Here is a 26393-nt window from a genome sequence, read left to right as displayed (position 1 = left end):
CATTCCTCGGCGCAATCGATAGTTTTTGCAGATGCGACTAAGAACACGAAGTGCATCCCTAGGGTGCACTTCGCTGATCTTGGTCGCATCTGTCGTTTTCGCACTGCCAGCACATGCAGTTCCGCCTAAAGCCCGAGTGCTTTCCAGCGCCGATGTCCCGGCTTCGTTTGGGCAGACGTTTTCTTTTGACTTCAGCAAGAAGCCGATTGACTACGTGAAGAATGTGACCCTGTGCACCGATAGCAAGGGTGGCCCACTTGCGTTCATACCTGCTTCGACGCCGCAGTATTCAGCGAAAAACGTGATGAAGCCGCAAAAGAAGAATGTCTTCACCAGTGTCAACGAACGGGTATTCGTCTACCCGAGCGCTGAAGCTGCTGCCGCCGCCTACACGCAATTGGCTCAAGAGGTTCTCAAGTGCACCGGCACCATGGCCGGTCCGGTCGATGAAGATCCCAAAGTCTCCGACACCTACGCCAATGGCAGCAGTCCCGGTGGCCAGTATCAGAATTTCTGGGTTCAAGACAGCACTGTTTTCAAGAGCAAGGATCCGCTGCAAGATGGCAAGACGGTAACCTTCACGGTGTACTCGCAGGCAGGTGATGCCGTGATCCAGACCGATGTATATATCGATGGTCGCCCACGGGTGAAAGCTGCGCAAAAGGTCGATCTGCAACAGCTGTCGATGACTCTCAGTTCCAAATGGGCTCCCCAGTAGGGTCACTTCCCGTGCCGATCTTTGTGACTGGGTCCATTGCAACGGACCATCTGATGAAATTCCCCGGAAAGTTCACCGACTCGCTGGTGGCTGAAACCCTGCACAAGGTCTCGCTCTCTTTCCTTGTCGATGATCTTGAGATCCGTCGCGGTGGGGTCGCCCCAAACATTGCATTCGGCATGGGTTGCCTGGGCTTGAAGCCAGTTCTCGTGGGAGCTGTGGGCTCAGATTTTGCTGACTACGAGTCGTGGCTGCAACGCCACGGAGTCGATACCAGCGGGGTACACGTCTCTGAGACCCGTCACACGGCCCGGTTCATTTGCACCACCGATGAGGAACAGAACCAGATCGCCTCCTTCTACGCGGGGGCGATGTCTGAGGCGCGCAACATCGAACTTAAGCCCGTGGTTGATGTGGCGGGTGAACCTGACGTAGTGCTCATCAGTGCAAACGACCCCGATGCCATGCTCCGTCACACCCAGGAGTGCCGTCAGCGCGGTTATGCCTTCGCCGCCGATCCCAGCCAGCAGTTGGCGCGAATGGACGGACACGCGATCAAGCCACTCATCGAAGGTGCGAAGTACTTGTTCACCAATGAGTACGAAGGCGCACTGATCGAGCAGAAGACTGGCTGGACCACGCGCGATATTGCGTCAATGGTCCAAACGCGCATCACTACTCTGGGCAAGAACGGCTCGCGCATCGAGCGCAAGGGTGAGAAGCCCGTTCTCGTCGACATCGCGCTAGAGGACAGTCGCACTGATCCCACGGGAGTCGGCGACGCCTACCGTTCGGGTTTCCTCACCGGCATGGCATGGGGTCTCAGCGATGAGCGTGCGGGTCAGGTGGGTTCGCTACTCGCCGCTTATGTCATTGAGACGGTCGGAACTCAGGAGTACGTGCTGTCTCGAGCTGCCTTCCTCAACCGCCTGGCTCGCAATTTCGGTGACGATGCAGCCGCCGATATCGCCCCACATGTGGCCTGCCCCCAGCCCTAGTCGTGCCGATCGATCCGGGGCCCTGCGCATGGAAATTCCCTGATCCACTGCTGGCCGAACCAGATCAAGAGGTCATTGCCATTGGCGCCGACCTTGCACCCGCAACCTTGCTGGAGGGGTATCGCCGAGGTGTCTTTCCCATGTACCTGGCTAGTGGCGAACTTGCTTGGTGGTCGCCGAATCCGCGGGGCATCCTGGCCCTTGAGGATTTGAAGATCAGCAAATCTCTGCGCAAGTCTGTTGCGCAGTTCGATGTCACTTTCGATACGGCATTTGAAGCTGTCATGCGCGGCTGTGATGAAGACCGAATCGATTCGTGGATCAATGAGGATTTCATTCAGGCGTACACCCACTTGCACTCCCTTGGATGGGCGCACTCGGTTGAGGTGTGGCGCGAGGGAGCCCTTGTGGGCGGCTTGTATGGCCTCGAGGTCGGAGGTCTGTTCGCTGGGGAGTCGATGTTTCACCGCGAGCGCGATGCTTCGAAGGTGGCGATGGTTGCACTGGTACGAAGACTGCAGCGGTGTGGTGGTGCCCGATTGCTTGACGTTCAGTGGCGCACGGATCATCTTGCCACCTTGGGCGTTACCGAAATTCCGCGAGAGGAATATCTGACTCGGTTGCGCGATGCACGCCGTCAGGCAGCGTGTTTGGAAGCGCTGAATCGAACGACGTAGCCCATGCCAGATCCGCCATCAGGCGGATTGACGCTGCCGAGAAATTCTGCTCCCTTGAGCCGACACCAGGCCGGGATGTCGTACTCAGCGGCGGGATCGTCGGCGAGCATTCCAACGACTTCATCAACGCCAATGTCATCGCGGAACCAAGTGGTCTGAGCGCGGGCGAGGGAAATCACCGGGATCGGGCAGCGTCGACCGCGCTCGTCTATCCAGAGGTCGACGTTCACAACCCAGTTCCTCGTCGCAACTCGGCAACGACTTCGACAAGAGCATCGACAAAGGAGTCTGCGGTTTCTTCCGTGCAATCGAAAGGGAGCGAGATCCGCAGATTGCCGCCGGTGAATCCGCCGATCGCCGCGAGTACATGGCTGGCGTGATCGCTGTCGGCCACACACGCTGAGCCAGTGGCAACGGCAAAGCCACGTCGGTCCAGTTCCAGCACGAGAGCCTCACCACTGACGTAGAGGATTGAGCAATTCAGAATGTGTGGAAGCCGAGCATGTTCGTCACCGGCAAAAGTCACATCGGAAATTGCCGCCCGAATTGACGTGCGTAAACGATCGATCAGGGCGAACTGCTGAGTTGATTGATGCTGGGCTTCTGGCAAAGTCAACTCCAGGGCGGTGGCCGCCGCAACGACTGCGGGCACATCGGCTCGGCTACCGATCCAACCGCCCACGGTGGGCAAAGGGCAGGACCATCGAGTATTTGGCTGCACCGCCAGCACCACGACGCCTACAGGGCCGCCCCAATCTGAGGCTGCTGCAAGCAGCAGTGACCAGTTCGTCCCCAATGGAATTCTGCCAAGGCATTGGCTGGCATCGACGAGCAGACGAAAGCCGGCAGCCGAACAGGCATTGAGATCCTGACTTGTTCCGATCTCGACATTGGCTGCCTGCAGGGCAAGGACAAGGCCGTCCGAGGGGCCAAGATCGGCCAGCACTGACTGATCCAGGAATCCGTGAGAGTCGACTCCCAGAGTCCGCAGCCCTGGGTCATGCTCGCTGAGGCCATCGATCAAGGCCAAAGTCTCGATGGCCGACGCCAGAAAACTGGGAGCCCCGAGAAAACCCTGCCCAGCCCAGAGCGCAGCCATCCGCATGTTCGGTGCGAAGAAGACCTGCTCAGCACCGATCGATGCTCCCGTTGCATGAGATATCCCGGTCGCCAGACTGGCGCGGGCGGTATCTAGAACGAGCGCTGACTGGCGCCCGAGATGATGGAAACGGACCGGATCTGCCCAGGCAAGTTCGGCCGCCCTGGCGTAGGCCGCCGCAACTGAGCTGGCCATTGGCAAGCCACCAACGGCGTCCAGGAACCCAGCGGGGGCAGGGGGCAGGCCGGACATGGTTAGCACGCTACTTGGAGTTCTGAAATCTTCGGAAATTGAGCGCCGGATCACACTGATCCGACGAGCATTGGCAGGGGGTGGTGCGCTAGTCTCACGAACGTTTCTGTTAGCCCGATGTGTGGACCGAAAGGCAACCTGTGGGTTCGAATGCGCACCAGCCAAGGAGCCTTCGCCGGATGAGGCGAATTGCTCTTGGTTTTGGGACGATTGCGATAGCAATCGTCCTGTCCGGCTGCACCGCCAACGAGGTGTTCTTCTTTAACATGCCTGAACCGGCAACCAAGGAAGCGCCGATCATCCAGAACCTCTGGCAGGGCTCTTGGATTGCCGCGTGGCTGGTTGGGCTGCTCACCTGGGGGCTCATGCTGTTCGCAGCGGTGGCCTACCGACGCAAGAAACAGGCTGGCGCTCCGGTGCAAACCAAGTACAACTTGCCGATCGAGATCCTGTACACCATCGTGCCATTGGTGATGATCGTCGGAATCTTCTGGTTCACCGCGAAGGATCAGAGCGAGCTTCTCACGCTCAAGAACGACCAGCAGCAGACCGTCGGTGTGGTCGCCTACCGCTGGAGCTGGGGCTTCAACTACCTCGACCAGAATGTCTGGGAGACCGGCATGCCACAGGGTGCGGGCACCATCACGGATCGGCCTACGCTCTGGCTGCCGATCAACGAGAAGGTCCGCTTCAATCTCAACTCACCTGACGTCATTCACTCCTTCTGGGTGCCGAATTTCCTGTTCAAGATGGACGTCATCCCTGGGAAGACAAATGCCTTCGAACTGACGCCGAACAGGCTCGGAACCTTCGATGGGCATTGCGCTGAACTCTGCGGTGTGGATCATTCGCGCATGCAGTTCGCCGTGAAGGTGGTCGACAAGGCGACCTTCGATGCGCACATCGCCGAGTTGAAGGCCAAGGGTCAGACCGGCACTTTCAACACCGAACCATTCAGCAACCACGGCCAGATGCCAGGGGAGAAGATTGTATGACGATTCTGAATGAGCGCCCTGTCGAAACGGAGGCACTCGAGCCGGCCAAGCCCAAGAAGGCCTTCGGCTCAATCGTTATCTCGTGGATCACCTCCACCGACCACAAGGTCATCGGGTACATGTACCTGATGCTGTCAACTTTCTGGTTCTTTGGCGCTGGGGCGATGGCGCTGGTGCTGCGTGCAGAACTCACCGCGCCGGGCCTCCAGATCGTCTCACTTGAGCAATACAACCAGCTCTTCACCATGCACGGCACCGTGATGCTGTTCCTGTTCGCGACCCCACTGTTCATCGCCTATGGAAACATCATCATGCCTTTGCAAATCGGCGCACCCGACGTTGCCTTCCCGCGCTTGAACATGCTCGGATTCTGGCTCTTCTTGTTCGGCGGCACGATCGCCGCCGCCGGATTCCTGACTCCCGGTGGTGCTGCTGCCTTCGGCTGGTTCGCCTATGCACCGCTGAGCAACGCCGTCTTCTCTCCGGAGATAGGTGGGAGCATGTGGCTGCTGGGTTTGGCGATGGGTGGCCTGGGCACGATCCTGGCTGCGGTCAACTTCATCACCACCATCTACTGCATGCGAGCACCCGGCATGACGATGTTCCGCATGCCGGTCTTCACCTGGACCGTGCTGGTTACCAGCGTGCTCGTGATCCTGTGCTTCCCGGTGCTCGCCGCCGCTCTGGCGCTGGCATTCATCGACCGCCAATACGGTTCTTTGGTGTTCGCCTCGGAGAACGGCGGTGCGATGCTCTGGCAGCACCTGTTCTGGTTCTTCGGACATCCTGAGGTCTACATCCTCGCCTTGCCATTCTTCGGCATTGCCAGCGAGATCATTCCGGTCTTCTCGCGTAAGCCGATCTTCGGCTACAAGGGCCTGGTGTTCGCGACCCTGGCCATCGGCGCTCTCTCGATGGCCGTCTGGGCCCACCATCTCTATGTGACCGGGTCGGTGTACCTGCCGTTCTTCGCCATCATGACCATGCTCATAGCCGTGCCCACGGGCGTGAAGTTCTTCAACTGGATCGGCACCATGTGGAAGGGCTCAGTTCAGTTTGACACGCCGATGCTGTGGACCATGGGCTTCCTGGTCACCTTCCTTTTCGGCGGCCTGACAGGCGTCCTCTTGTCGGCCCCGCCGCTGGACTTCCACGTGTCGGACAGCTACTTCGTCGTCGCGCACTTCCACTACACCGTGTTTGGCACGGTCGTATTCATGTTCTTCGCGGGGCTGTACTACTGGTGGCCCAAGATGACCGGCAAGATGCTCAACGAGCGCCTGGGCAAGATCCACTTCTGGCTGCTGTTCATCGGCTTCCAGGTGACCTTCCTTGTGCAGCATTGGCTTGGCGTTGAAGGCATGCCGCGTCGTTACGGCGACTATCTTCCAACCGACAATTACCAGACGCTCAACATGATCTCCAGCGTGGGTGCGGCGATACTCGGCATCTCCTCGATCTTCTTCATCTGGAATGTCATCTCCACGACTCGCTCCGCGCCAATGGTCAATACAGACGATCCTTGGGGCTGGGGAAGCTCATTGGAGTGGGCCACCAGTTGCCCGCCACCGCGGCACAACTTCTTAGCGCTGCCTCCTATCCGTTCGGAGCGGCCGGCATTCGATCTGCATTACCCCGAGTTATCGGAGACTCCGACGAGCATGTCAGCTCCCGCTGTTGAAGGAAGCCACTCATGAAGATCGAAGGCCGAATCTTCGCGGTTGGATGCGTGTTCTTCCTGCTCGTTGCAGCCGTCTATTGGTACGTGGCATACGACCCGATCGGCACAACTGTCCTGGTCATGTGCGGTGCGCTCACCTTCCTCGTCGGCTTCTACCTGATCTACACCTCCAAGCGGGTCTACCCGCGTCCAGAGGATCGTGGTGACGCCAACATCGATGAGGCCGATCCTGAATATGGCTTCTACAGCCCACATTCCTGGTGGCCGCTGGTTACGGGATTCGCCGTGTTCTGCACTGCACTTGGTCTCGTGTTCGCCGTCTGGCTGGTTGTACTGGGCGCCTTCATCCTGGCGATCGCGCTCGTTGGCTGGATCTTCGAGTACTACCGAGGTGAATTCGCACATTGAGCTTGGCAGATTCAAGAGCGGTGATCCCCTTGGGGTGACCGCTCTTCTGCGTGTGACGGGATTTCGAGATGTCAGTTGATGAGCTCGTCGTCGCAGATGCGAGGGTATGGCGACGGTGGTTGAAGGCGCATGGGTCCAAGGACAGAGTGGCGTGGCTCGTGCTGGCCAAGAAGGGTGTCACCCAGCCCACCAAGCTCACCTACGCCGAGGCCCTCGAAGAGGCGCTCTGCTACGGCTGGATTGATGGTCAAAAGGCATCGCGCGATGCCAGCACTTTCAAGCAGCGGTTCACCCCTCGCCGAGTGCATAGCCAGTGGTCGCAACGCAATATCGAACTCGTGGGAAGACTGATAGCTGAAGGACGGATGACTCCACAGGGGCTGCTGATGATCGAGCAGGCCAAGGCCGATGGACGTTGGGATCGGGCATATGCCGGGCAGGCAAGCATGGAGTTGCCTGCCGATTTTGCAATGGCTCTGGATCGCTGCCCCAAAGCAACTGCCATGTTCGAGATTCTGACCAAGCAGAATCGCTATGCCATCCTGCTGCGCATTGACTCGGCCAAGCGCGAGGAGACCCGCATCCGCAGGCTTGAGCAGTTCATTGCGATGCTCGAGCGAGGCGAAACGATCTACCCGCAGAAGCGGCAATTGTCGGAGTAGATCGCGCGGCAATGTTTCATCTGGCTCACTGATTTAGGCTACCCTAACTTTAGCGAGTGGAGCCAAGTTTCGGAATGGCGCCTCTCGCACAGGAGACGTGAAACCTGTCGGGGGAGGAGATGCCGTGATCGTGTGCCAATGCCGTCGAGTCAGTGATCGACGGCTGCATTCGGCGATCGAGCACGGTTGCACCACGTTGGCACAGGTCTGCCGCGCCTCGGGCGCGGGCAATGACTGCGGAAGTTGTGTGCCTGCCATCAAAGAGATGCTTGAGCAAACCTTGAGTAGTATCGAAGCACGCCGCCAAGTGGATGGAGTACCCCAAGATGCAAGCCCGCAGCCCGCGCATAGTTGAACTGCTCAACGAGGCACTCACCTACGAACTGAGCATCACCAATACCTACTTCTTGCACGGGCGCATGCTTGATGCTTGGGGACTTCCTCGTCTGGGTAAGACTTTCTACGATCGGTCCATTGATGAGATGAAAGATGCGGATGCGCTCATTCAGCGAATCCTGCTATTCGAAGGCCATCCCAATCTCCAGAAGCTGCTGCCGATTCGCGTTGGCGAATCCGCGCTCGAGATTCTCGATCTCGGTCTGGCCTCGGAGATCATGGTGGTCACTCAGTTCAATGACTCTGCACAGGAGTGCCGCGAACTTGGTGACCATGCGACTGCGTCGATCTTTGATGAGATGGCGCGCGACGAAGAGACGCACGCGGATTGGTTTGAAGCGCAGTTGCAGGCCATTGCCAATGTCGGTATCGAGAACTACCTCGCAGGGATGGTTGACCCCAGTTAGACCGATCCCCAAACTCCAAGAGCCCGATGATCCAAATGAAGAACGCCCCCTGCAATTGCAGGGGGCGTTCTTTGCGTTCGGTTATTCCTTATGCTCGACAATCTGCTCGGCGTTGGTCTCCGGCATTCCCGGATGATGCAGCACACCACCGTGGAATTGGCGGATCTCGTCAGCATCCTCGTAGGCATGCAGCGGGGCCTCAATCGCTGCATCATGCGCGACATGCGCCTGACCAGCCTCGATCTCGGCTTCTGAGGGCAGTGCGATGTTCTCGCCATAGAAGAATCTGCTCAGTTTGGCGCGCAGATTCTGCTTGCGGAACTGCTTGTTCTTGACCCCGTCAATGTCTGCCTTCGGGGGAGTGGGCAGCGGAGCGATGTCGTGCTTGCTCGTGATGACGGCCAACTCCTTCACAGAAATCGGCTCATGCACCTCCATGAACTCGCCATGGGGCAAGCGCAGCACGCGACCAGTCTCGTAGCCATGCAGCAGCTTGTCACGGTCACGTCGCTGCAGGCCGAGACAGATGCGCCGGGTGAACACGAATAACAACGGGGGAACAACAAACAAAGCCACGCGCAGGAACCAGGTGATCGCGTTGATCGAGAGGTTGAAGGACGTGGCGATGATGTCGTTTCCGCCACCGATGAAGAGCAGAAGATAGAACGTCAGGGACATCACGCCAAGAGCAGTGCGCGTCGGCGCATTGCGTGGCCTGTCGAGCAGGTGATGCTCGCGCTTGTCGCCGGTCACCCAGGCCTCAATGAATGGATAGGCCCCAAGTACGGTGAAGATGATGCCCGGAATCACCACCGAAGGTATCAAGACGTTCCAGGACAAGGTGAATCCTGCAAGATGCGTTTCCCAGTTGGGCATCACACGCAGGGCACCCTCCAGCCAGCCGATGTACCAGTCTGGCTGGGAACCGGCGCTGACTTGGTCAGGCGTATACGGCCCAAAGATCCAGACCGGGTTGATGCTGATCAGGCCACCGATGAGCGCAATGATGCCGAAGACGATGAAGAAGAAGCCACCGGCCTTTGCCATGTAGACCGGCATCAATGGGTAGCCGACGACGTTGTTGTTGGTGCGGCCAGGGCCAGGGAACTGGGTGTGCTTCTGGGTGAAGACCATGATCAAGTGCAGGGTCACCAAGGCCAGAATCAGTCCTGGAATCAGCAGGATGTGCATGGAATACAGGCGAGGGATGATGATGGTGCCGGGGAACTCGCCGCCGAACAGCAGGAAGGCACCCCATGTGCCAACAACCGGGATCGACTGCACGATGCCTCGGATAATCTGCAGACCCGTGCCGGAGAGCAGATCGTCAGGCAGTGAGTAACCGGTGAAGCCCGCACCCAGGCCCATGGCCACCAGGAGGACGCCGATGATCCAGTTGAATTCGCGCGGCTTGCGGAAAGCGCCGGTGAAGAACACCCGGAACATGTGCACGCTCATCGCGGCAACGAAGATCAACGCTGACCAGTGGTGCATTTGGCGAATGAACAGACCGCCGCGCACATCGAAGGAGATATTCAGAGTTGAGGCGTACGCCTGGGACATCTGAATGCCCTTCAGCGGAACGTAGGAGCCGTTGTACACGACCTCAACCATTGAAGGATCGAAGAAGAGGGTCAGGTAGACACCGGTCAGAAGTACGACGATGAATGAGTACAGCGCGATCTCACCCAGCATGAACGACCAGTGGTCAGGGAATACCTTGCCGAGGTTGCGGGCCAGGAACTTGTTGCTGCCCAGACGCTGATCGACATATGTCGCCACGCCTGCGCCGGCTTTTTCTACTGGACTAGTCGTGGTCATTATGAGCGCTCCCAGAAGCTTGGTCCGACGGGCTGAGAGAAGTCGTCCATGGCAATCAGATAGCCCTCGCTGTCGACACCGATTGGCAACTGCGGCATGTTGCGAGCTGCCGGCCCGAAGACGACATTGCCTGAGTTGGCAAGGTCGAATGTGGACTGGTGACATGGGCAAAGGAGGTGATGTGTGCGCTGCTCGTACAAGGCGATCGGGCAACCCGTATGGGTGCAGATCTTGGAGTAGGCCACAATCCCCTGGTAGTCCCAACCGTCGCCCTGCTGGCTGATGATCTCGTTGGGGTCCATGCGCACGAGAATGATCGCTGCCTTGCCGCGCGCATTCAGGTCGCCTTCTTTTTCCTGCACCTCGTTGAGACTGGCGGGCACTGCGCTGATAAGGCCGCCGACAGGAAGATCCTCTGGGCGAACTGGCAGGTAGGTGGCGTCGGTAACGATGCGCTCGCCCTTTTTCCAGATGGTGGTCGACAAGATCTCGGCTGGGGTCAGATTTCCGCTCGCAGGCGCTGACCACAGATCGCGAAGCATGATGACCAGTGGAATCGGGAACAGAGCCATCGCGCCGATCATCGTGCGACGAATCATCTTGTAGCGCGCGAAGCCGGATTCTTCCTTTCCGCGCTCGTAACTAGCAGCGGCTTCAGCTGTCTCGTCAGTTGGAGAGACCAGCTCATGGCGCATCTGGACGACTTCAACATCAGGCATCAACTTCTTTGCCCACTGAATGGCCCCAGCGCCGATCAGCAGCACTGATGCACCAAAGGTCAAGCCCAGGGCAATGGTGCTTGCGCCCACTTCACCAAAGAGAGGGATGTAGACAACGGTGGACTTGTCGATGCCGATGTAGGCAACAACGAAGAGAATCACGAGCAAGATCGACAGCAGGAACATGGCGCTGACCTGGCGCTCTACCCGCTTGGCAGCCTTGGGGTCGGTATCGGCCACACGCAGCACGTGAGGCACATCGGCGACCGGCAGGTGTCCGAGCTTGGTGGGCTCAGAACCATGAGCATTTTGGGGAGTGAGATCAGTCATCGCGCTTTAATTCCGATCCATACGGCTGCAGCAATGAGCGCAGCGAACACGGCAGTCCACATGAAGAGTCCTTCAGTTACCGGCCCCAGGCGACCAAGATCAAGGCCTCCTGGGCTGGAAGCAGTCTGAAGATTTGTGATGTATGCCATGATCGCCTGCCTATCGGCGGCAGGCACGGTTCCATTGCTAACCACCGGCATGCTCTGCGGTCCGGTGGCCATGGCCTCCCACATCTGCTGCGGCGTGGAACTCATCAGGTTGGGCGCGTACTTGCCTTGTGTGAGCGCACCGCCCGCACCTGCAGCTTGGTGACACTGGGCGCAGTTCGTGCGGAACAGAACTCCGCCTTGGGCGACATCAGCGTTGGAGAAGTCAAGATCTTCAGCAGTGGGGATCGCCGGGCCTGGGGCCAATGAGGCGACGTATGCAGCAAGCGCCGCGATCTGATCTTCGGTATAGGTCGGATCCTTGGGTTCAGCCTGGGCGCCGGGTGCTGCCAGGGGCATTCGGCCGGTGCCGACCTGCAAGTTCACTGCGGCTGCGCCCACACCAACGAGGGTCGGCGCGTTCTGGGTGCCCTGCGCGTCCATGCCGTGGCAGGAAGAGCAGCCAGCGAGGTAGAGCCGCTTGCCCTCGTCTACCTGAGTCTGCGAGCCAATCGACGCTTGAGCAGGCTGCACATTGGCAATTGCTGCGTAGCCGCCACCCACCGCGATCAGCGCGAAGAGCAATAGGCCAAATGCAACTAATGGGTTGCGCCGCCTTGCGGCCAGGAACTTCACTCGGTCGGACCTTCCTTGTTCGAGGACTGAATGCGGGATTACTTGAGGACGTAGATCATGAAGAATAGAGCGATCCACACAACGTCTACGAAGTGCCAGTAATAGGAGACGACGACGGCACGTGTTGCATGGTCGTGAGTGAAGCGCTTGGTGACGTAGGTCGTGGCAAGCACGAACAGGAAGGCGACGAGGCCGCCGGTGACGTGCAGGCCATGGAAGCCGGTGGTGAGGTAGAACGCGCTGCCGTAGGCGTTGGAGGACAGAGTCAGTCCCTCGCGGACGAGCGAGGTGTACTCAGTGATCTGACCGGCGACGAAGAAGGAGCCCATCAGGAAGGTGATGATGAACCAGCGGCGCAGGGTCTTGACATCGCCGCGCTCTGCTGCGAAGACGCCCAACTGGCAGGTCACCGACGACAGCACAAGCACCGTGGTGTTGACGCTGGCGAACGGGATGTTCAGCAGTGTCGTCTCGTGCGCCCACATATCAGGATTCACCGCCCGCAGGGTGAAGTACATGGCGAACAATGCAGCGAAGAACATGAGTTCGCTGGACAGCCACACGATGGTGCCAATGGCAACCATGTTGGGGCGGGTCGCCGAGGCGTGAGAGTACGCAGAGGGAATTGAAGTCGCTGTTGCCACGGGGGGAGTCTGGCAGATGCTCCCGCGTTTTGTGCCCTGACCCCCCCTACGAATTCGTCACATTTTTCAAGACAGCCCTGAGGTGATGCTTGCCCTGCTTCGGACTACAGTGCGCCTGTGACTTCAGCCTCATCTGCAGCCCCGTTAAGGGTGCTTGTTTACAGTGATGACCGCACAGTTCGAAGCGATGTCCTACTTGCCCTTGGCAAGAGTCCAGTGCCCGGATTACCCGAAGTGACCTACCTCGAAGTCGCGACCGAGCCGGCTCTTGTGGCCGCAGCAGACGCTGGCGGAATTGACCTGTTCATCCTTGACGGAGAGGCCGTGCCGGCCGGTGGCATGGGCATGTCCCGCCAGCTCAAGGACGAGATCTACCAATGTCCGCCGATTCTGGTGCTGATTGCGCGACAGCAGGATGCCTGGTTGGCCACCTGGTCGCGCGCCGACGCTGTGGCTGCGCACCCAATCAATCCCATTGATCTGGCAGTGCGGGTTGGCGAGCAACTCCAGCGCCGGGTTGCTGCCCGAGCAAGCTGAACCGCTGATGGCGGAGAACACCTGGCCTCAGGTGCTGCGCACTCTTATTACCCATACGGATCTGTCGGCCGATCAAAGTTCATGGGCGATGCAGCAGATGCTCGCGGGCGAGGCCACTGACGCTCAGATATCTGGCTTCGTGGTGGCGCTGCGAGCCAAAGGCGAATCAGCAGCCGAGGTGGAAAGCCTCCTGGCGACGATGGCACTGCACGCCAATACCTTCGTCACGGCCCGTCCCGCGATCGACATCGTGGGCACGGGAGGCGATCAAGCCAACACCGTCAACATCTCCACGATGGCGGCCTTGGTCGTTGCTGCCTGTGGTGTGCCAGTGGCCAAACACGGCAATCGCGCTGCTTCCTCGCAAACCGGAACCGCAGATGTACTTGAGGAACTTGGCGTGGTCATCGAACTGTCACCTGACTTGGTGCGTAGATGTGTCGATGAAGTGGGCATCGGCTTTGCCTTTGCGCCGCGTCACCATCCGGCCATGCGTCATGTCGGTCCGGTCCGCCGAGAACTCGGAGTGCCGACCGTCTTCAACATCCTTGGACCCTTGTCGAACCCCGCCGGCGCGGCGGCAATGCTCGTCGGCGTTGCCGACGCGCAGCGAGCTCCTGTCATCGCAGAAGTACTGCGGAATCGCGGAGTTCGCGCGCTGGTGGTGCGCGGCGACGACGGCTTAGACGAAATTTCGACGACCACAACTTCCACCGTCTGGGATGTCACGGGTGATTCAGTCGAAAAGGTCACTCTGGATCCGCGCGCTCTTGGCGTGGAGCATGTTGAGCCGTTACTGCTCGTCGGTGGCGATCGAGTGCGCAATGCCGATCTGCTGCGCCAGGTCATTGGGCTTGAGTCCATTGCCGATGCTGATGCATCGCGGGTTTCCGCGATCAGCGATGTGGTGGCGGTCAACGCTGCTGCGGCATTGGCTGCATATCGCTCTCTATCGCAAGCCCCATCAGCGCAATCGCTGCACGAGCGCATCGCAGCGGAATTGGCGCAAGCCCAAGCAGCCCTTTCTTCAGGTGCTGCTGGGCAACTGCTTGACCGCTGGATCGAGTTTACGAAGCAATTCGCAGAGAGCCAGAACTGAAGCAGGAAGCGTAACTCGACTTTCAGTGTTCATCGCTTCAAGTCTCGACGGCTATATCTCTCCTTCATTGCTGATATCGACGCTGTGGCGATGGGCAAGGCGCCGCAGCCTCGATCAGGTGTTGAGTTTGTGCAATGGACTCCAACCGAGGCAGTCACCCATTGGACAGAACTGGGCTTGCGGCATGTCTATATCGACGCGGCAATCTGATCAGCAGTTTGCGAGCGGCATGGTGAACCGCCGCTATTCGCGCATTGGTTGAAGCGCGCGAATCCGAGTGACCATGCCGTGCGAGGGACCGATCGGCCGTGCTGAGGGGCCGCTGGCATCAACGTGCATGACCGCGGTATGCGAAGCCTTGCGAGCTGTGGTGAGTTGGTCGATCAAGTGACCACCACAGTTCATGGGCATGGCCAAGGGAGCGGTGGTCTGCACGAGTCGGACCCCGGGTTGATCAAGCCAATCGGCAAGCGCTGCGGTCTCTTCGGTGAGAACCGCATCTGCAGGTGCGATTTCGGCCATGGCGAGCGCGGCCTGGATCACCGGCATCGGATCGGCTCCGGGAGCCGCCTTGGCTGCGGTGGCAAGTCGACCATTGCGGATCACGTGGATCTCCCAACCTCCAGTCTCAGTCGGGATGCCGGCAACGAGTTCATTAACTGAACGAAGCCCGTTGAGTCGATGCGAACGAACGCTCGCCGAGATGACCTGGGCAAGGCGGTCGCGCCAGAGCGCAGCTTCCTCGTAGCGATCGTGTTCGCTGAGTTGTGTCAGATGGGCAGTGATGGTTGACACGATGACTCGCAGATCGCCGAGCATTGCCGCCGTGGCTTGGGTGACGACTGATTGATAGCTGTCGAAGTCGCCGTGGCAAGGCCCGGCACAGCGACCAAGATCAAGCCGTGCGCAGCCAGCGGGGACCGTGGGATCAGTGCCAGCCTTGACCGAGATCCGTGCCGAGCACGTGCGCAGTCTGTAGACCCACGACAAAGTGTCGGCTGCCTCTTGCGCTGCCTGCCGCCCGCTGAAGGGACCAAAGCTCACGTGGTCAACTGATTTCGGCGCTCGAACCACGGACAGTCGTGGGGCTTTCTCGTTGGTCAGGGTGATCCACGTTTGCGCGGCCGGCCGTTTTGAGCGCACGTTGTATCGCGGCTGTTCACTGGCGATGAGACGCAATTCGCGAATGCGTGCCTCCAGCACGCTGGCGCAGGAGATTGCGTCGACCTGGGTGGCGATGGTGACCATCTCGCTCATGCGACGCCGAGTCTCAGACGCAGTGAAGTACGTGCGCACCCGAGCCTGAATGTTCTTGGAGGTGCCGACATACAAGGCGACTCCCTGTGCGTCTCGAAAGATGTAGACGCCGGGACCAGTGGGAAGCCCATGCGCCAATTGTCTTTTGGCTCGCTGCTCAGGAGTCACGCGTGAGGTGAAAGCACGGAGGTCGTCAATGGTGTACACGCCGAGGTTGGCAACTCGCTCAAGTAAGCCGTGCAGCACTGCGACTGTGGCCCGGGCATCGTCGAGCGCGCGGTGGTTTGGCGTGACAGGTGAGTGCACGAAGGCCGCCAAAGTGCCCAGCTTGCAGTTGGGTACTTCGTCACGATGCAGAGCGACTCGAGCCAGCCGGACGGTGTCGACCACCTGTGGCTTGGGCCATTGAATCCCATGCGATTGGCAGGCGGCCATCAAGAAGCCCACATCGAAAGGAGCGTTGTGTGCAACAAGCACCGAATCGCCGATGAACTCCATCAGGCTGGGCAGCACTCCATTCAACGTGGGTGCCCCGGCGACGAGTGCGTCTGTGATGCCGGTAAGCGCTGCGATGAAAGGCGGGATCGCCGCCTCCGGGTTGACCAAGGTGCCGAACTCGCCGAGTACCTCGCCGCCTTTGACCTTGACCGCACCGATCTCTGTGATGCCGGCTTGCTTGGGACTGCCACCAGTGGTTTCGAGATCCAGGACCACAAAGGTCACCTCGGCTAGCGGAATGCCGAGATCATCGGTGGCCAACTGCACGTGCATGGTTGCGAGGCTATGTGCGGACTGTGACAGAGCTCCGCAGGCACGAGTGGGCGAGCACAGGTCACCGTTACAGTTGCCGCCGTGGCAATGACTCTCCCTGATGATCAGTCCCGCTTTCGCTGTGCCCATTGCGGCAACCTGACTCGCTTCACCGTGGTGCGCACCTCCCGTGTGGAGGAGTTCTGGCATCTGGACATGGCCGGTGCTCCGGTGATTGAGGAGCGCAAGATCCTCAGCGAAGAGGTCGAGCAGGTCGCCTGCCGCTGGTGTTCTGCCACTGACCGGGTGGAGATCGTGGCCCGCCCTGAGTTCGGCGGACCCGCCAACGAGGGACCTGGCGACGGCGGAGTCTGACTCCTGTCAGACCCCCGATCTACCGTCGGGGGCATGATCATTGATTGCGAGCAGTGCACGGCGGCTCCGGTGGCCTGTGGCGACTGCGTGGTATCTGTCCTGCTGGGCATGCCCGGGCTTGCCGAACCCCCGGCTCCGCTGATCGCTGACGAGCACCTGGCCGCAGTTTCAGCGCTCGCCGATTCAGGCCTGATCCCGCCTCTTCGACTAGTGAAACTGGCCACCGAACCCCCTTCCAAGGGCTTCAAAAAGCGGGCTGGCTAGCCCTCCGTGTTACCGTCATGACGTCCTATTCGTGGGGAAACCTGTGGGCGGGGATGCCGATGGAACGATCTGTTTGAGGGGCGCGTCCTAACCGGAAGCGCCAGTCGGCCAGCTCGATCCATGCACACTGACGGGAAGGAAAAGTCTTGGCTCGACATCGACGCCGCGGTCTCACCTCGGTCCTAGGTGCCGCGATCGCCTTGGCGAGCCTTGCCACAGTTTCCGCGCCTGTTGCCCAAGCTGACAACAACCGCATTGCGGCGGTGCGCAATCAAGTGCGGGATCTGCAGGCCAACGCCGAGACTGCCACCGAGCATTACAACGAAGCCCAGGGCAAACTCTCCGAAGTTGAATCCTCGCTCGGAGTTCTGCGATCCAAAGCTGCTCGGCAAAAGCGCGAGCTCGCGGCCGTGATGGGCTCAATCGACTCTCTCGCGAGGGCTACCTACATGAGTGGCGGCATGGACGCCTCCTTGCAGGTGTTGCTGGCCGATGATCCAAGCCAGTTCCTCTCGCAGGCCACAGCGGTCGAAAAGGTGGCGCAATCACAGTCAGCTTCCATCCGCCGCACCCAGACCGCCCGTCTGCGGCTGGCGCAGACCGAGGCCGAGATGGCAGCGAAGGAAAAGATCGCGCAGGGCGTGCGCAATGACATGAGCGCTGCCAAGTCCGAGGCCGCCAAGCAACTGGCCGCGGCTTCCAATGTGCTGGCCGGACTCCAATCGCAGGAGCGCAAGCGCCTGGCTGCTATCGAGGCCAGAGCGCACAAGGCTTCGCAGGCAGCTGCCCATCATGCCCAACAGCAGATTTCGAATCGTCCGATCCCCGGAGTCAACCCTCGAGCGGCTACGGCCGTGCGATACGCCCTTGCACAGGTGGGCGATCGGTATGTCGCGGCAGCCGCTGGTCCAAGTTCCTTCGACTGTTCCGGCCTCACGATGGCTGCGTGGCGTCAGGCCGGTGTCTCCTTGCCCCACCTGAGCTATTCGCAGTACAGCAAGGTGAAGAAGATCCCGCTCAGCCAAGCCAAGCCTGGTGATCTCGTGTTCTACTTCGGCGGAAGTGTGCACCACGTGGCCATGTACATCGGCAACGGCAAGATGGTCAGTGCCTCCAATCCCAGCGATGGAGTGGAAGTGATTTCCGTACTGGGACCGTGGTACCGCACCTACTTCACAGGTATCGGGCGAGTGCTCTAGCAAGAATGCTTGGTTAGCCGCGCAATTCTCGCTGACTGTGGAAGCCAACCATGTTCCCGTCCGGATCGTCGATCTCCACATGCTCGTCCGTTGAATCCGTCGGCCAATCCAGTCCAAGCAACTTGTAGAAGGCCACTAACCGGCGAAGAGCGCATCGATGTCGGCTGCGCAATAGCGCATCACGACCGAGCGCTTGAGTTTCAGCGATGGCGTCAGGTGGCCGTCGGCCTCTGTCCAGTCGTGGCCAAGGATCGTGAACTTCTTGATCGATTCTGCAGCGGAGACCGCGGCGTTGCCCTCATCGATCGCCTTCTGCACCGCATCACGTAGGTCAGGATCGTTCACATACTCAGCCACCGTGCCACCGACTGGTTTCTTCATCTGACTCAGCCAAGCGGGGAAGGCGTCGGCGTCGATGGTGATCAACGCCGCAATGAAGGGCTGTCCCTCGCCGACAACAAGGCAATTGGAGACCAGCCAATTGGCGCGGATGCGATCCTCCAGCACCGCAGGCGCAACGTTCTTGCCACCTGCGGTGACGATGATCTCCTTCTTGCGGCCGGTGATGCGCAAGTAGCCGTCATCGTCGAGCTCTCCGATATCGCCAGTGCGGAACCAGCCATCTGGAGTGAAGCTGTCCTCGGTGGCCTGCTGATTTCCCAAGTATTGGGTGAAGACCTGAACGCCCTTGGCCAGAATCTCGCCGTCTTCGTCAATCAGAATTGTGGTGCCGGGCATCGGCTGCCCCACAGTGCCAATCCGCACAGCGCCGGGATGGGTGGCGGTCAGGGCAGATGTGGTCTCAGTGAGCCCGTAGCCCTCGAAGACTTCGATGCCGATGCCACGGAAGAAGTGCCCAAGCCTTGCACCCAGAGGAGCGCCACCAGAAATTGCGTACTGCACGCGACCACCCATGGCGGTACGAATCTTCTTGTACACGAGGGCGTCGAAGATCGCGTGCTTCAGACGCAAGGTTGGGTTCGGGGAACCCTGCTCAAGGGCTTGGCTGTAGCCGATCGCGGTTGACACTGCGATGTCGAAGATTCGGCCTCGGCCGTCGGCAGCTGCAGTCTGCTGGGAAGTGTTGTAGACCTTCTCGAACACTCGCGGCACGGCAAGAATGAACGTCGGGCGGAAGGCCTGCAGTTCGGGAACAAGAACGCTCGGATCAGCGCAGAAGGCCATCAAGGTGCGAGCTCGCACCACAGCCAATTCGATGATGCGTCCGAACACATGAGCCAGCGGCAGGAAGAGCAAAGTCGAGGCATGCGGATCGGTCAGGATCAAACCGAAGGCTTCAATCGCGCCATCGACCTCCCGAACGAAATTGCCTTGGGTGATGACGCATCCCTTGGGGCGACCCGTAGTGCCGGAGGTGTAGATGATGGTGGCGGGATCATCAAGGCCTACGGCAGATTGCCGAGCATCGAGTTCAGCGTCGGAGATTGCGTTCGCAGATGCTTGGAGCAGCGCGACGCAGTCGTCGTCCAGTACCCAAGTTCGGGTCACTGTCTGCAGATTCGCTGAGACGGAGGCGTAGAGTTGCTTGTTCTTATCCGATTCGAGAATCACCGCGACGGCTTGGGAATCTTCGAGGATCCACTGCACCTGTTGGGCTGATGAAGTCTCATAGATCGGCACGCTGACTGCACCGGCATAGCCAATCGCGTAATCGAACAGCGTCCATTCATATCGAGTGCGTGACATCAGGCCAATGCGTTGTCCGGCTTGGATTCCTTGAGCGATGAGCCCCTTGGCCACTTCGCGTACTTCCTGATGGAACTGCGTGGCTGTGATCTCGACCAGTTGCTCCTGACGCCGAATGTGGAACACCACTCGGTCGGGATGATCATGGGCATTTTCGATGACGTGGCTGGCCAAATTGGGTGCGCTCGGGGACCCGGCAGGTGCCGGAGAGCTGAATTCGTGAAGCACGTGCTCTCCTTGGCGTCGACAAGCACGCCCGATGCGTGATTGCTGGCCGTCACGGTACGCGATACGAGCGGCCGGTGGGAGTTGATCTCGTGGCATCCTGATCCTGTGGTGCAGATCCACGTCGTATCCGACGTTCATGGCGCAGCGGACGCGCTTGTCGGCGCAGATGCAGGTGCCGATCTCTTCGTTTGCCTCGGTGATCTCATCTTGTATCTGGACTACGAGGACCCTTCGCAGGGCATCTACGCGGAATTGTTCGGCGAGCAGCATTCGCGCGACTACATCCAGGCGCGCACGGCAGGTCTATACGAACAGGCTCGTGAACTCAGCGCCAAGGCGTGGGCGGGGATTGGCGTGGTGGATCCTCGAGATCGACGTGCGGCGATGGAGACGCATATCCGTCGGCAATATGGACAGATATTCACGGCCATGCCCGAGCCGGCTTTTCTCACTTATGGCAATGTCGATCTTCCGGCAATGTGGGCAGAGTTCCTCAGGCCGGGCCATCAGGTCATCGACGGCCAAGTCGTGGAGTTTGCCGGACTTCGTCTTGGCTTTGTCGGCGGCGGATTGGTCAGCCCGATGCGCACGCCGTACGAACTTGATCCGGAGGTCTATGCCGCAACTCTGGGACAACTCGAGCCAGTCGACATTCTCTTCACGCACATCCCGCCGAAACTGCCAGAGTTGGACTACGACATCGTTGCGCGCAGGTTTGAGACGGGAAGTTCAGCGATCAACGAATACATCACCAGGGTGCAACCGAAGTTCCACCTTTTCGGCCACGTCCATCAGCCGCTGCATCAGCGAGCAAGAATCGGCAAGACTGAGTGCATCAACGTTGGCCATTTCAATGCGCGCAAGACCCCCTTTGTGCTCACCGTTGATCCGGGAGCCAATCATGGCTGAGGGAACCGAGGCAAGCATTCAGATTCTTGCCGAGCCAGCAGTCATCCTCGCGGTCATTGCTGACCTTCCTGCGTATCCCGAGTGGAGTCAGGGAATCGAAGCCGTTGAGGTGCTCGAAACTTTTGACGGCCGTCCGATCCATGCGCGCTTCACCTTGGATGCCGGCATCCTGCGCGACGTTTACGAGCTGGCCTACACGTGGCACGGACGTACGTCCGTCTCGTGGACCCTGGTGAAAGCCGAAGTGTTGAGTGCGATGGATGGTTCATATGAACTGACTGCCGCAGACGATGGCTCAACACAGGTGCGATATCAACTGACCGTGGATCTGCGGATGCCGATGCTTGGGATGCTGAAGCGCAAGGCGGAGCAGGTCGTTATTGATACTGCACTCAAGGGCTTGAAGACACGGGTGGAGACTCATGGATCTCATACTCGTTAGTGGTGTCGGTGGCTCGGGAGTCTCCACCGTTGCCGCAGGCTTGGCGTACGGCCTGCGCGAAAAGGGACTTACGACTGCAGAGTTCAACTCTGCAGTTGCGGCGCCACTAGGAACTTCGTCGGTGTGGGCGGATGCAACAGAAACCTTCGGAGTGTGGCTGAAGACCTTGGGCACCGCCGGGCTGGCGCCCCAAGAACTCAATGGATTGTCGGGCATGAACGAGTTGGTGACCGGCGCCCTGGTCGCCACCACCCTTAGCGATCCGAATGTCGATGCGGTGATTTGGGACTTGGGGAGCATTCGTGAAGCAGGGCGCACACTGCAGATTTTGGACTCAGTGCCGATGCTGCTCGACCGCCTGCTGACCGGTTCGGTTGCAGATCAACTCTCGGCGCCAGATCCGGCGGCATCTGTCTCGGCTTGGTATCGCTTGGTCACGCATCTTGCGCAGGCGCGCGAAGTAATCAGTCGTTCGCGCGCACTGTTAGTTGGCAAGAGCAGCGATACTTCGGCCCTGCTCGCTGGCGTCGGGGTGCTGCGCCTGTTCGGATCTACTCCAACAGCAGTTGTTCTCAATCGAGTTTCCGAGTCTGAGAAATCTCGCAAGTCGACGGATGTCTATCTTGGATTGTCAGTTGCGAGCATCCGTGAACGAGAAAAAGGTGCGCCAAAGTCCGCGTGGATAGCCTCGAGAATCGAAGGCACCATTGATTTGCTCGATCAGCTTGCGCCAATCGGGTCTCCGGCTTGGACTATCACCAAGCGGGGCAACGGATATCGACTCACTCTTCCTTTGCGAACTGGCGCGCAAGTGCAGGTTGGGCGACGCGGTGATTCGCTGTTACTCGTATGTGATGGCTATGCCCGCCATCTCGAACTGCCGCCAGTGCTCAAGCGTTGCTTGCTTGAGGGCGGTGGCATGCGTGCTGGAGATTTGATCCTTGGCTTCGTGCCCAATCCTCGGGTGTGGCGGGAGGAGTCATGAGCGCGAAGACTCCCTGGTGGTTCTCTGATGGTGAATCCGAGAGCAAGGGCTTTGATCTCGGCGGCAAGGGCTTCGACTTGGGCGGCCTTGCCTCCGGCGCACAGCAAGTGCTCGAGTGGGCTCGCGAATCGCTGATCACCACTCACCAAGGACACGTGAATCCGGCTGACCATCCGCAGTGCTTCATGTGCCGTGCCGTGCTATTGCTGCATCCAGCCGCAACTGATCCGGGGGAGAATGAGGATGAAGATTTCACGTGGATCGAATTGGATCCACCGAGGGATTAAACGACTGCACCGTCGGTGAAGTCGTCATCGCGATCATCACGGTGTCTGGCAATGAGCACCACAAATCCGCCGACCCCCGCAAGGACACCAAGCCCAGACAGGAAGCTGCCCCAATTGAAGATGTTTGCCAGCATCACGAACGTGGGTCCGCCAAGAGCCCCGGCCCAGGCAAAGCGGGTGACGGCGTCGCTGGCCAAATGAATCGGACCCGGGTCTGGCGGCACGAAATGCTCTGGGGTCTCCTCGAGATTGGTCTGATCAATTGGGTCTGGCTCTTCTTCAGGACCTGGCAAGGGCGCTGGAGAGGCGCTGGGTGCGGGGAAGACATGGCGTGAAAGATTGGGATCTGAGGACAGATCCGCCACGATTGCGTTCCACACATCATCCTCATGTGGTGCTCCGGGATTGCTGCTCACCGTTGCACGCCTCTTGCTGGAAGCATGCAGGTAGTGTGCCACCGGCGCGCCGATAGTCGGCTGGCAAGGAGAGAGTTCCGTGTTGTATTGGGTGCTGAAGTACGTGGTCATCGGACCATGGCTTCGTGTGCTCTTTCGTCCCTGGGTTGAAGGTTTGAAGAACATCCCCAAGGACACACCGGCCATTTTGGCCAGCAACCACCTCTCGTTTTCAGATTCGGTGTTCATCATTCTCGTGACTCCTCGCCACATCACCTTCCTAGCCAAGAGCGACTACTTCACCGGTCGTGGCATCAAGGGATGGGTCACCAAGAAGTTCTTCAGAGGCATTGGGCAAGTTCCCATTGACCGATCCGGTGGCCGGGCCAGCCATGCTGCATTGCTGACTGGTGCCGGGGTCTTAGAACGCGGAGATCTCCTGGGGATCTATCCCGAAGGCACACGATCGCCTGATGGAACGCTGTTTCGAGGACGCACTGGAGTTGCCCGGATGGCCTTGGAGTCAAAGGTCCCTGTCATCCCCGTGGCCATGATCAATAGCTATGAGATCCAGCCTTCGGGCACGATCTGGCCGCGGCTGAGTCGAGTGGGCGTTCGTATTGGTGAGCCGATAGATTTCTCGCAGTACGACGGGCAGGAAGAGGATCGCTTCATCCTGCGTTCAGTGACCGACGAGATCATGCATCAAGTGATGACCTTGTCGCATCAGGAATATGTCGACATCTACGCAACCAAGGCCAAGGAACTGATCGCGCGCGGACTGCCGGTGGATTCCAATGACAGCGCTCGTGAGGATTGACCGATCGGTTCGCGCTGGTTGATCGTGTATCTTTCGGGATGACAGCGGTTACACGCTTCACCACAGCGTGGTAGGTCGAACTGGCTGGTGGAAGGTGGAGCAATGCGCGTAGGTGTGCTCACTGGTGGCGGGGACTGCCCCGGATTGAATGCTGTGATCCGCGCAATTGTGCGCCGCGGCGTTGCTGACTATGGCTATGAGTTCGTCGGCTTTCGCGATGGTTGGCGGGGTCCGCTGGAGAACGTGACCATGCCCTTGGACATTCCGGCCGTGCGCGGAATTCTGCCGCGCGGCGGCACGATCTTGGGATCTTCGCGGACCAACCCGATCAAGGTCGAGGGCGGAATAGAAAGAATCGAACGCAACATCCAGGATCTGGGCATCGATGCTCTCATTGCCATTGGCGGAGAAGACACCTTGGGTGTGGCAACGGTGTTGACCGAGCATGGCTTTCACGTTGTCGGAGTGCCCAAGACGATCGACAACGATCTCAGCGGTACTGACTTCACCTTTGGCTTTGACACCGCGGTCATGATTGCCACTGAGGCGATCGATCGACTCCACACCACAGCTGAGTCGCACCATCGGATCTTGATCTGCGAGGTCATGGGCCGCCATGCCGGTTGGATCGCCTTGCATTCGGGCATGGGCGGGGGAGCCAACGGAATTCTGATTCCCGAGATCCCCTTCGACTTTGAAGAGGTTGTTGGCTGGGTCGAATCGCGTTTCCGCGCCAGCTACGCGCCCATCCTGTGTGTCTCCGAAGGCGCCTTGCCTAAAGGCGGAGATCTCGTCACCAAGGACACCACGCTTGATGCCTTCGGCCATGTGAAGCTCTCTGGCATTGGTGAGTGGTTGGCCAAGCAGATTGAACAGCGCACCGGGCATGAGGCTCGCACCACGGTCCTGGGTCACATTCAGCGCGGAGGCACTCCCACCGCCTTTGATCGAGTGCTGGCAACGCGATTTGGCCTCAACGCAATCGCTGCAGTCAAGGACGAAGCCTGGGGCACGATGGTCGCCTTGCGCGGCACTGACATCGTGCGAATTCCACTGCAAGAAGCCACTGGAGTACTCAAGACCGTTCCGATGGATCGCTACATCGAGGCCTCTGCCTTCTTCGGCTAATCCTCGCACGCCTCACCCCGAGTCGGCGATTTGCCTGACTGTCATACCCTTGCTCGCATGACGGCTTCACTCCAACGCGCACATCCGCCGGTTTTTCCATGGCCGGATCTGCCTGCGTATCAGCAGCCGCCATGGCCCGATGCGGCTGCGCTTGAAGTTGCGGTCAATGAGCTTCGACTCTTGCCGCCTCTGGTATTTGCAGGTGAGTGCGATCAACTGCTGAACCGACTTGCTGCTGCCGCTGAGGGGCAGGCATTTGTCCTCATGGGCGGCGACTGCGCCGAGACCTTCGAAGCTAACACTGCAGATTCCATTCGAGCGCGCCTGCAGACCGTGCTGCAGATGGCCGTCGTGCTCACCTACGCGGCTTCGATGCCAGTGGTCAAAATGGGCCGTTTGGCTGGGCAGTACTTCAAGCCGCGCAGCAATCCGACCGAGATCCGCGAAGGTGTTGAGCTGACCTCGTACTTCGGTGATGCCGTCAATGCCATCGAGTTCGATGCCGACCACCGACTTCCTGATCCGCAACGGCTGGTGCGGGCCTACAACGCCTCCAGCTCCGCACTGAACCTGGTTCGCGCCTTCACCCAGGGAGGCTACGCCGATCTTCGCCAGGTGCACTCTTGGAACCAGGACTTCGTGCGGGATTCTCAGGCCGGTGAGCGATACGAGGACATGGCCGCGGGGATTGATCGCGCCCTGGCATTCATGAAGGCCTGTGGCGCAAATCCTGATGAATTCCAAAGGGTTGAGTTCTACGCAGCCCATGAGGCGCTTTCGATTGACTACGAGCGTGCGTTGACGCGCATCGACTCGCGCACAGGTCTTCCGTACGACGTCTCGGGCCACTTCTTGTGGATTGGCGAGCGCACTCGTCAACTTGACGGGGCGCACTTGCAATTCGCCGAAAGCATCCGCAACCCTGTTGGTGTCAAGGTCGGTCCCAAAGCGACACCAGAGGAGGTCTTGGCCATAGTCCAGCGCCTCAATCCTGATCGCCAACCGGGCCGATTGACCCTGATCACGCGCATGGGTGCCGCCAAGGTGCGCGAGGCACTGCCGCCGATCGTGAAGGCCGTCGAGGACTCTGGTATTCCGGTGGTGTGGATCTGTGATCCGATGCATGGCAACACGCGTGAAGCTGCCTCTGGACACAAGACCCGTTCCTTCAATGACATCATCGAAGAGGTCAAGGGCTTCTTCGAGGTGCACCGTGCTCTTGGTTCACATCCCGGTGGCATTCACATTGAGCTCACGGGTGATGACGTTACGGAGTGCGTCGGCGGCACGGGTGGAGTGCTTGAGGCAGATCTCGGTGATCGCTATGAGACAGCCTGCGATCCTCGACTCAATCGCGAGCAGAGCCTAGAACTGGCATTTCTTGTGGCCGACATGTTGCTGAAGCGCTAACTCTGCACTGCA

At 59.4% G+C, this 26393-nt stretch carries 29 protein-coding genes; 20 read left to right on the top strand and 9 right to left on the bottom strand.

Annotated elements, in window-relative coordinates; translation table 11 throughout:
- Positions 1 to 79 precede the first annotated feature (79 nt).
- Genes Q7L55_04480 through aat form a run of 3 tightly spaced genes read left to right on the top strand, consistent with a single transcriptional unit; the run spans position 80 to position 2393 of the window.
- Positions 80 to 718, top strand: a complete 639-nt coding sequence (locus Q7L55_04480) for a sensor domain-containing protein (GenBank protein MDO8731815.1) — start codon at positions 80 to 82, stop codon at positions 716 to 718.
- Between the two features lie 11 nt (positions 719 to 729).
- The gene (locus Q7L55_04475) at positions 730 to 1716 is read left to right on the top strand and encodes a carbohydrate kinase family protein (protein ID MDO8731814.1); all 987 of its coding nucleotides are present in this window, start codon (positions 730 to 732) and stop codon (positions 1714 to 1716) included.
- A 2-nt stretch (positions 1717 to 1718) separates the two neighbouring features.
- A complete protein-coding gene (aat, locus tag Q7L55_04470) occupies positions 1719 to 2393 on the top strand; it encodes a leucyl/phenylalanyl-tRNA--protein transferase (protein ID MDO8731813.1) in 675 nt (224 codons plus the stop codon).
- Here the strand turns inward: aat and Q7L55_04465 are convergent.
- Both Q7L55_04465 and Q7L55_04460 read right to left on the bottom strand, forming a co-directional pair.
- Positions 2354 to 2623 (bottom strand): sulfurtransferase TusA family protein, encoded by a 270-nt coding sequence (locus Q7L55_04465; GenBank protein MDO8731812.1) that lies wholly within the window; start codon positions 2621 to 2623, stop codon positions 2354 to 2356. The genes aat and Q7L55_04465 overlap by 40 nt on opposite strands.
- Positions 2620 to 3744, bottom strand: a complete 1125-nt coding sequence (locus Q7L55_04460) for an aminotransferase class V-fold PLP-dependent enzyme (protein MDO8731811.1) — start codon at positions 3742 to 3744, stop codon at positions 2620 to 2622. Before Q7L55_04460 ends, Q7L55_04465 begins: the two co-directional genes overlap by 4 nt.
- A gap of 179 nt (positions 3745 to 3923) precedes the next feature.
- Between Q7L55_04460 and coxB the strand changes: the two genes are divergently transcribed.
- From coxB to bfr, 5 genes are all read left to right on the top strand, one after another.
- On the top strand, positions 3924 to 4739 hold the full coding sequence (coxB, locus tag Q7L55_04455; GenBank protein MDO8731810.1) for a cytochrome c oxidase subunit II: 816 nt from the start codon (positions 3924 to 3926) through the stop codon (positions 4737 to 4739).
- A complete protein-coding gene (gene ctaD, locus Q7L55_04450; protein MDO8731809.1) occupies positions 4736 to 6436 on the top strand; it encodes a cytochrome c oxidase subunit I in 1701 nt (566 codons plus the stop codon). The genes coxB and ctaD overlap by 4 nt, the downstream gene beginning before the upstream one ends.
- Positions 6433 to 6828, top strand: coding sequence for a cytochrome c oxidase subunit 4 (locus Q7L55_04445; GenBank protein ID MDO8731808.1), 396 nt, complete (start codon positions 6433 to 6435; stop codon positions 6826 to 6828). Before ctaD ends, Q7L55_04445 begins: the two co-directional genes overlap by 4 nt.
- A 68-nt stretch (positions 6829 to 6896) precedes the next feature.
- On the top strand, positions 6897 to 7490 hold the full coding sequence (locus tag Q7L55_04440) for a YdeI/OmpD-associated family protein (GenBank protein ID MDO8731807.1): 594 nt from the start codon (positions 6897 to 6899) through the stop codon (positions 7488 to 7490).
- A 326-nt stretch (positions 7491 to 7816) separates the two neighbouring features.
- Positions 7817 to 8293, top strand: a complete 477-nt coding sequence (gene bfr, locus Q7L55_04435; protein ID MDO8731806.1) for a bacterioferritin — start codon at positions 7817 to 7819, stop codon at positions 8291 to 8293.
- An 81-nt stretch (positions 8294 to 8374) separates the two neighbouring features.
- On the opposite strand, the gene Q7L55_04430 is transcribed toward bfr, so the two are convergent.
- From Q7L55_04430 to Q7L55_04415, 4 genes are read right to left on the bottom strand one after another with little or no spacing between them, the layout of a single operon-like run.
- Positions 8375 to 10114 carry a ubiquinol-cytochrome c reductase cytochrome b subunit gene (locus tag Q7L55_04430; protein MDO8731805.1) on the bottom strand — a complete coding sequence of 580 codons (1740 nt, stop codon included), beginning with the start codon at positions 10112 to 10114 and terminating at the stop codon, positions 8375 to 8377.
- The gene (locus Q7L55_04425) at positions 10114 to 11163 is read right to left on the bottom strand and encodes a Rieske 2Fe-2S domain-containing protein (GenBank protein ID MDO8731804.1); all 1050 of its coding nucleotides are present in this window, start codon (positions 11161 to 11163) and stop codon (positions 10114 to 10116) included. The genes Q7L55_04430 and Q7L55_04425 overlap by 1 nt, the downstream gene beginning before the upstream one ends.
- Complete coding sequence (locus Q7L55_04420) at positions 11160 to 11945, bottom strand: c-type cytochrome (protein MDO8731803.1); 786 nt, start codon at positions 11943 to 11945, stop codon at positions 11160 to 11162. Before Q7L55_04420 ends, Q7L55_04425 begins: the two co-directional genes overlap by 4 nt.
- Positions 11946 to 11983: 38 nt before the next feature.
- The gene (locus tag Q7L55_04415; GenBank protein ID MDO8731802.1) at positions 11984 to 12529 is read right to left on the bottom strand and encodes a heme-copper oxidase subunit III; all 546 of its coding nucleotides are present in this window, start codon (positions 12527 to 12529) and stop codon (positions 11984 to 11986) included.
- A 177-nt stretch (positions 12530 to 12706) separates the two neighbouring features.
- Here Q7L55_04415 and Q7L55_04410 point away from each other — a divergent pair, with 177 nt between their 5' ends.
- Together Q7L55_04410 and trpD are read left to right on the top strand one after the other, a co-directional pair.
- The gene (locus Q7L55_04410) at positions 12707 to 13126 is read left to right on the top strand and encodes a hypothetical protein (GenBank protein ID MDO8731801.1); all 420 of its coding nucleotides are present in this window, start codon (positions 12707 to 12709) and stop codon (positions 13124 to 13126) included.
- Between the two features lie 7 nt (positions 13127 to 13133).
- Complete coding sequence (gene trpD / locus Q7L55_04405) at positions 13134 to 14225, top strand: anthranilate phosphoribosyltransferase (GenBank protein ID MDO8731800.1); 1092 nt, start codon at positions 13134 to 13136, stop codon at positions 14223 to 14225.
- 243 nt (positions 14226 to 14468) lie between these two features.
- Here the strand turns inward: trpD and Q7L55_04400 are convergent, their stop codons facing one another.
- Positions 14469 to 16253: a DEDD exonuclease domain-containing protein gene (locus Q7L55_04400; protein ID MDO8731799.1), complete on the bottom strand. Its 1785-nt coding sequence runs from the start codon at positions 16251 to 16253 to the stop codon at positions 14469 to 14471.
- An 81-nt stretch (positions 16254 to 16334) separates the two neighbouring features.
- On the opposite strand from Q7L55_04400, the gene Q7L55_04395 reads away from it, so the two are divergent.
- From Q7L55_04395 to Q7L55_04385, 3 genes are all read left to right on the top strand, one after another.
- On the top strand, positions 16335 to 16607 hold the full coding sequence (locus Q7L55_04395) for a hypothetical protein (protein ID MDO8731798.1): 273 nt from the start codon (positions 16335 to 16337) through the stop codon (positions 16605 to 16607).
- 33 nt (positions 16608 to 16640) lie between these two features.
- The gene (locus tag Q7L55_04390; protein ID MDO8731797.1) at positions 16641 to 16871 is read left to right on the top strand and encodes a hypothetical protein; all 231 of its coding nucleotides are present in this window, start codon (positions 16641 to 16643) and stop codon (positions 16869 to 16871) included.
- 146 nt (positions 16872 to 17017) lie between these two features.
- A complete protein-coding gene (locus tag Q7L55_04385) occupies positions 17018 to 18070 on the top strand; it encodes an NlpC/P60 family protein (GenBank protein MDO8731796.1) in 1053 nt (350 codons plus the stop codon).
- 135 nt (positions 18071 to 18205) lie between these two features.
- Here Q7L55_04385 and Q7L55_04380 read toward each other — a convergent pair whose 3' ends face one another.
- Positions 18206 to 20005 carry an AMP-dependent synthetase/ligase gene (locus tag Q7L55_04380; protein ID MDO8731795.1) on the bottom strand — a complete coding sequence of 600 codons (1800 nt, stop codon included), beginning with the start codon at positions 20003 to 20005 and terminating at the stop codon, positions 18206 to 18208.
- Between the two features lie 108 nt (positions 20006 to 20113).
- On the opposite strand from Q7L55_04380, the gene Q7L55_04375 reads away from it, so the two are divergent.
- The 4 genes from Q7L55_04375 to Q7L55_04360 are packed head-to-tail and all read left to right on the top strand — an operon-like array spanning position 20114 to position 22628.
- Positions 20114 to 20914, top strand: a complete 801-nt coding sequence (locus Q7L55_04375; GenBank protein MDO8731794.1) for a metallophosphoesterase — start codon at positions 20114 to 20116, stop codon at positions 20912 to 20914.
- Positions 20907 to 21356, top strand: a complete 450-nt coding sequence (locus tag Q7L55_04370) for an SRPBCC family protein (protein ID MDO8731793.1) — start codon at positions 20907 to 20909, stop codon at positions 21354 to 21356. Before Q7L55_04375 ends, Q7L55_04370 begins: the two co-directional genes overlap by 8 nt.
- Positions 21337 to 22341, top strand: a complete 1005-nt coding sequence (locus tag Q7L55_04365) for a hypothetical protein (GenBank protein MDO8731792.1) — start codon at positions 21337 to 21339, stop codon at positions 22339 to 22341. The genes Q7L55_04370 and Q7L55_04365 overlap by 20 nt, the downstream gene beginning before the upstream one ends.
- Positions 22338 to 22628 (top strand): hypothetical protein, encoded by a 291-nt coding sequence (locus tag Q7L55_04360; protein ID MDO8731791.1) that lies wholly within the window; start codon positions 22338 to 22340, stop codon positions 22626 to 22628. Before Q7L55_04365 ends, Q7L55_04360 begins: the two co-directional genes overlap by 4 nt.
- Here Q7L55_04360 and Q7L55_04355 read toward each other — a convergent pair.
- A complete protein-coding gene (locus Q7L55_04355) occupies positions 22625 to 23044 on the bottom strand; it encodes a hypothetical protein (GenBank protein MDO8731790.1) in 420 nt (139 codons plus the stop codon). The two genes, Q7L55_04360 and Q7L55_04355, sit on opposite strands and share 4 nt — an antisense overlap.
- Before the next feature lie 79 nt (positions 23045 to 23123).
- Between Q7L55_04355 and Q7L55_04350 the strand changes: the two genes are divergently transcribed.
- From Q7L55_04350 to Q7L55_04340, 3 genes are all read left to right on the top strand, one after another.
- Positions 23124 to 23843, top strand: coding sequence for a lysophospholipid acyltransferase family protein (locus Q7L55_04350; GenBank protein MDO8731789.1), 720 nt, complete (start codon positions 23124 to 23126; stop codon positions 23841 to 23843).
- A gap of 102 nt (positions 23844 to 23945) precedes the next feature.
- The gene (locus Q7L55_04345) at positions 23946 to 24971 is read left to right on the top strand and encodes a 6-phosphofructokinase (protein ID MDO8731788.1); all 1026 of its coding nucleotides are present in this window, start codon (positions 23946 to 23948) and stop codon (positions 24969 to 24971) included.
- A gap of 57 nt (positions 24972 to 25028) precedes the next feature.
- A complete protein-coding gene (locus tag Q7L55_04340) occupies positions 25029 to 26381 on the top strand; it encodes a 3-deoxy-7-phosphoheptulonate synthase class II (protein MDO8731787.1) in 1353 nt (450 codons plus the stop codon).
- The last annotated feature ends 12 nt before the right edge of the window (positions 26382 to 26393 follow it).

The sequence above is a fragment of the Actinomycetota bacterium genome (assembly GCA_030650795.1).
Classification (GTDB): Bacteria; Actinomycetota; Actinomycetes; order S36-B12; family S36-B12; genus UBA11398.
The sequence above is the reverse complement of the archived record's forward strand: the minus strand, read 5'-3'. Positions and strand labels throughout refer to the sequence as shown.

Excerpts from the sequence above, each read along its gene's own strand:
- Q7L55_04400 (MDO8731799.1), bottom strand. The coding sequence starts at position 16,253 with ATGCACGTGCAGTTGGCCACCGATGATCTCGGCATTCCGCTAGCCGAG.
- Q7L55_04360 (MDO8731791.1), top strand. The coding sequence starts at position 22,338 with ATGAGCGCGAAGACTCCCTGGTGGTTCTCTGATGGTGAATCCGAGAGC.
- Q7L55_04460 (MDO8731811.1), bottom strand. The coding sequence starts at position 3,744 with ATGTCCGGCCTGCCCCCTGCCCCCGCTGGGTTCCTGGACGCCGTTGGT.
- Q7L55_04440 (MDO8731807.1), top strand. The coding sequence starts at position 6,897 with ATGTCAGTTGATGAGCTCGTCGTCGCAGATGCGAGGGTATGGCGACGG.
- Q7L55_04445 (MDO8731808.1), top strand. The coding sequence starts at position 6,433 with ATGAAGATCGAAGGCCGAATCTTCGCGGTTGGATGCGTGTTCTTCCTG.
- Q7L55_04365 (MDO8731792.1), top strand. The coding sequence starts at position 21,337 with ATGGATCTCATACTCGTTAGTGGTGTCGGTGGCTCGGGAGTCTCCACC.
- Q7L55_04370 (MDO8731793.1), top strand. The coding sequence starts at position 20,907 with ATGGCTGAGGGAACCGAGGCAAGCATTCAGATTCTTGCCGAGCCAGCA.
- Q7L55_04425 (MDO8731804.1), bottom strand. The coding sequence starts at position 11,163 with ATGACTGATCTCACTCCCCAAAATGCTCATGGTTCTGAGCCCACCAAG.
- trpD (MDO8731800.1), top strand. The coding sequence starts at position 13,134 with ATGGCGGAGAACACCTGGCCTCAGGTGCTGCGCACTCTTATTACCCAT.
- coxB (MDO8731810.1), top strand. The coding sequence starts at position 3,924 with ATGAGGCGAATTGCTCTTGGTTTTGGGACGATTGCGATAGCAATCGTC.
- Q7L55_04340 (MDO8731787.1), top strand. The coding sequence starts at position 25,029 with ATGACGGCTTCACTCCAACGCGCACATCCGCCGGTTTTTCCATGGCCG.
- ctaD (MDO8731809.1), top strand. The coding sequence starts at position 4,736 with ATGACGATTCTGAATGAGCGCCCTGTCGAAACGGAGGCACTCGAGCCG.
- Q7L55_04430 (MDO8731805.1), bottom strand. The coding sequence starts at position 10,114 with ATGACCACGACTAGTCCAGTAGAAAAAGCCGGCGCAGGCGTGGCGACA.
- Q7L55_04345 (MDO8731788.1), top strand. The coding sequence starts at position 23,946 with ATGCGCGTAGGTGTGCTCACTGGTGGCGGGGACTGCCCCGGATTGAAT.
- Q7L55_04390 (MDO8731797.1), top strand. The coding sequence starts at position 16,641 with ATGATCATTGATTGCGAGCAGTGCACGGCGGCTCCGGTGGCCTGTGGC.
- Q7L55_04415 (MDO8731802.1), bottom strand. The coding sequence starts at position 12,529 with ATGGTTGCCATTGGCACCATCGTGTGGCTGTCCAGCGAACTCATGTTC.
- bfr (MDO8731806.1), top strand. The coding sequence starts at position 7,817 with ATGCAAGCCCGCAGCCCGCGCATAGTTGAACTGCTCAACGAGGCACTC.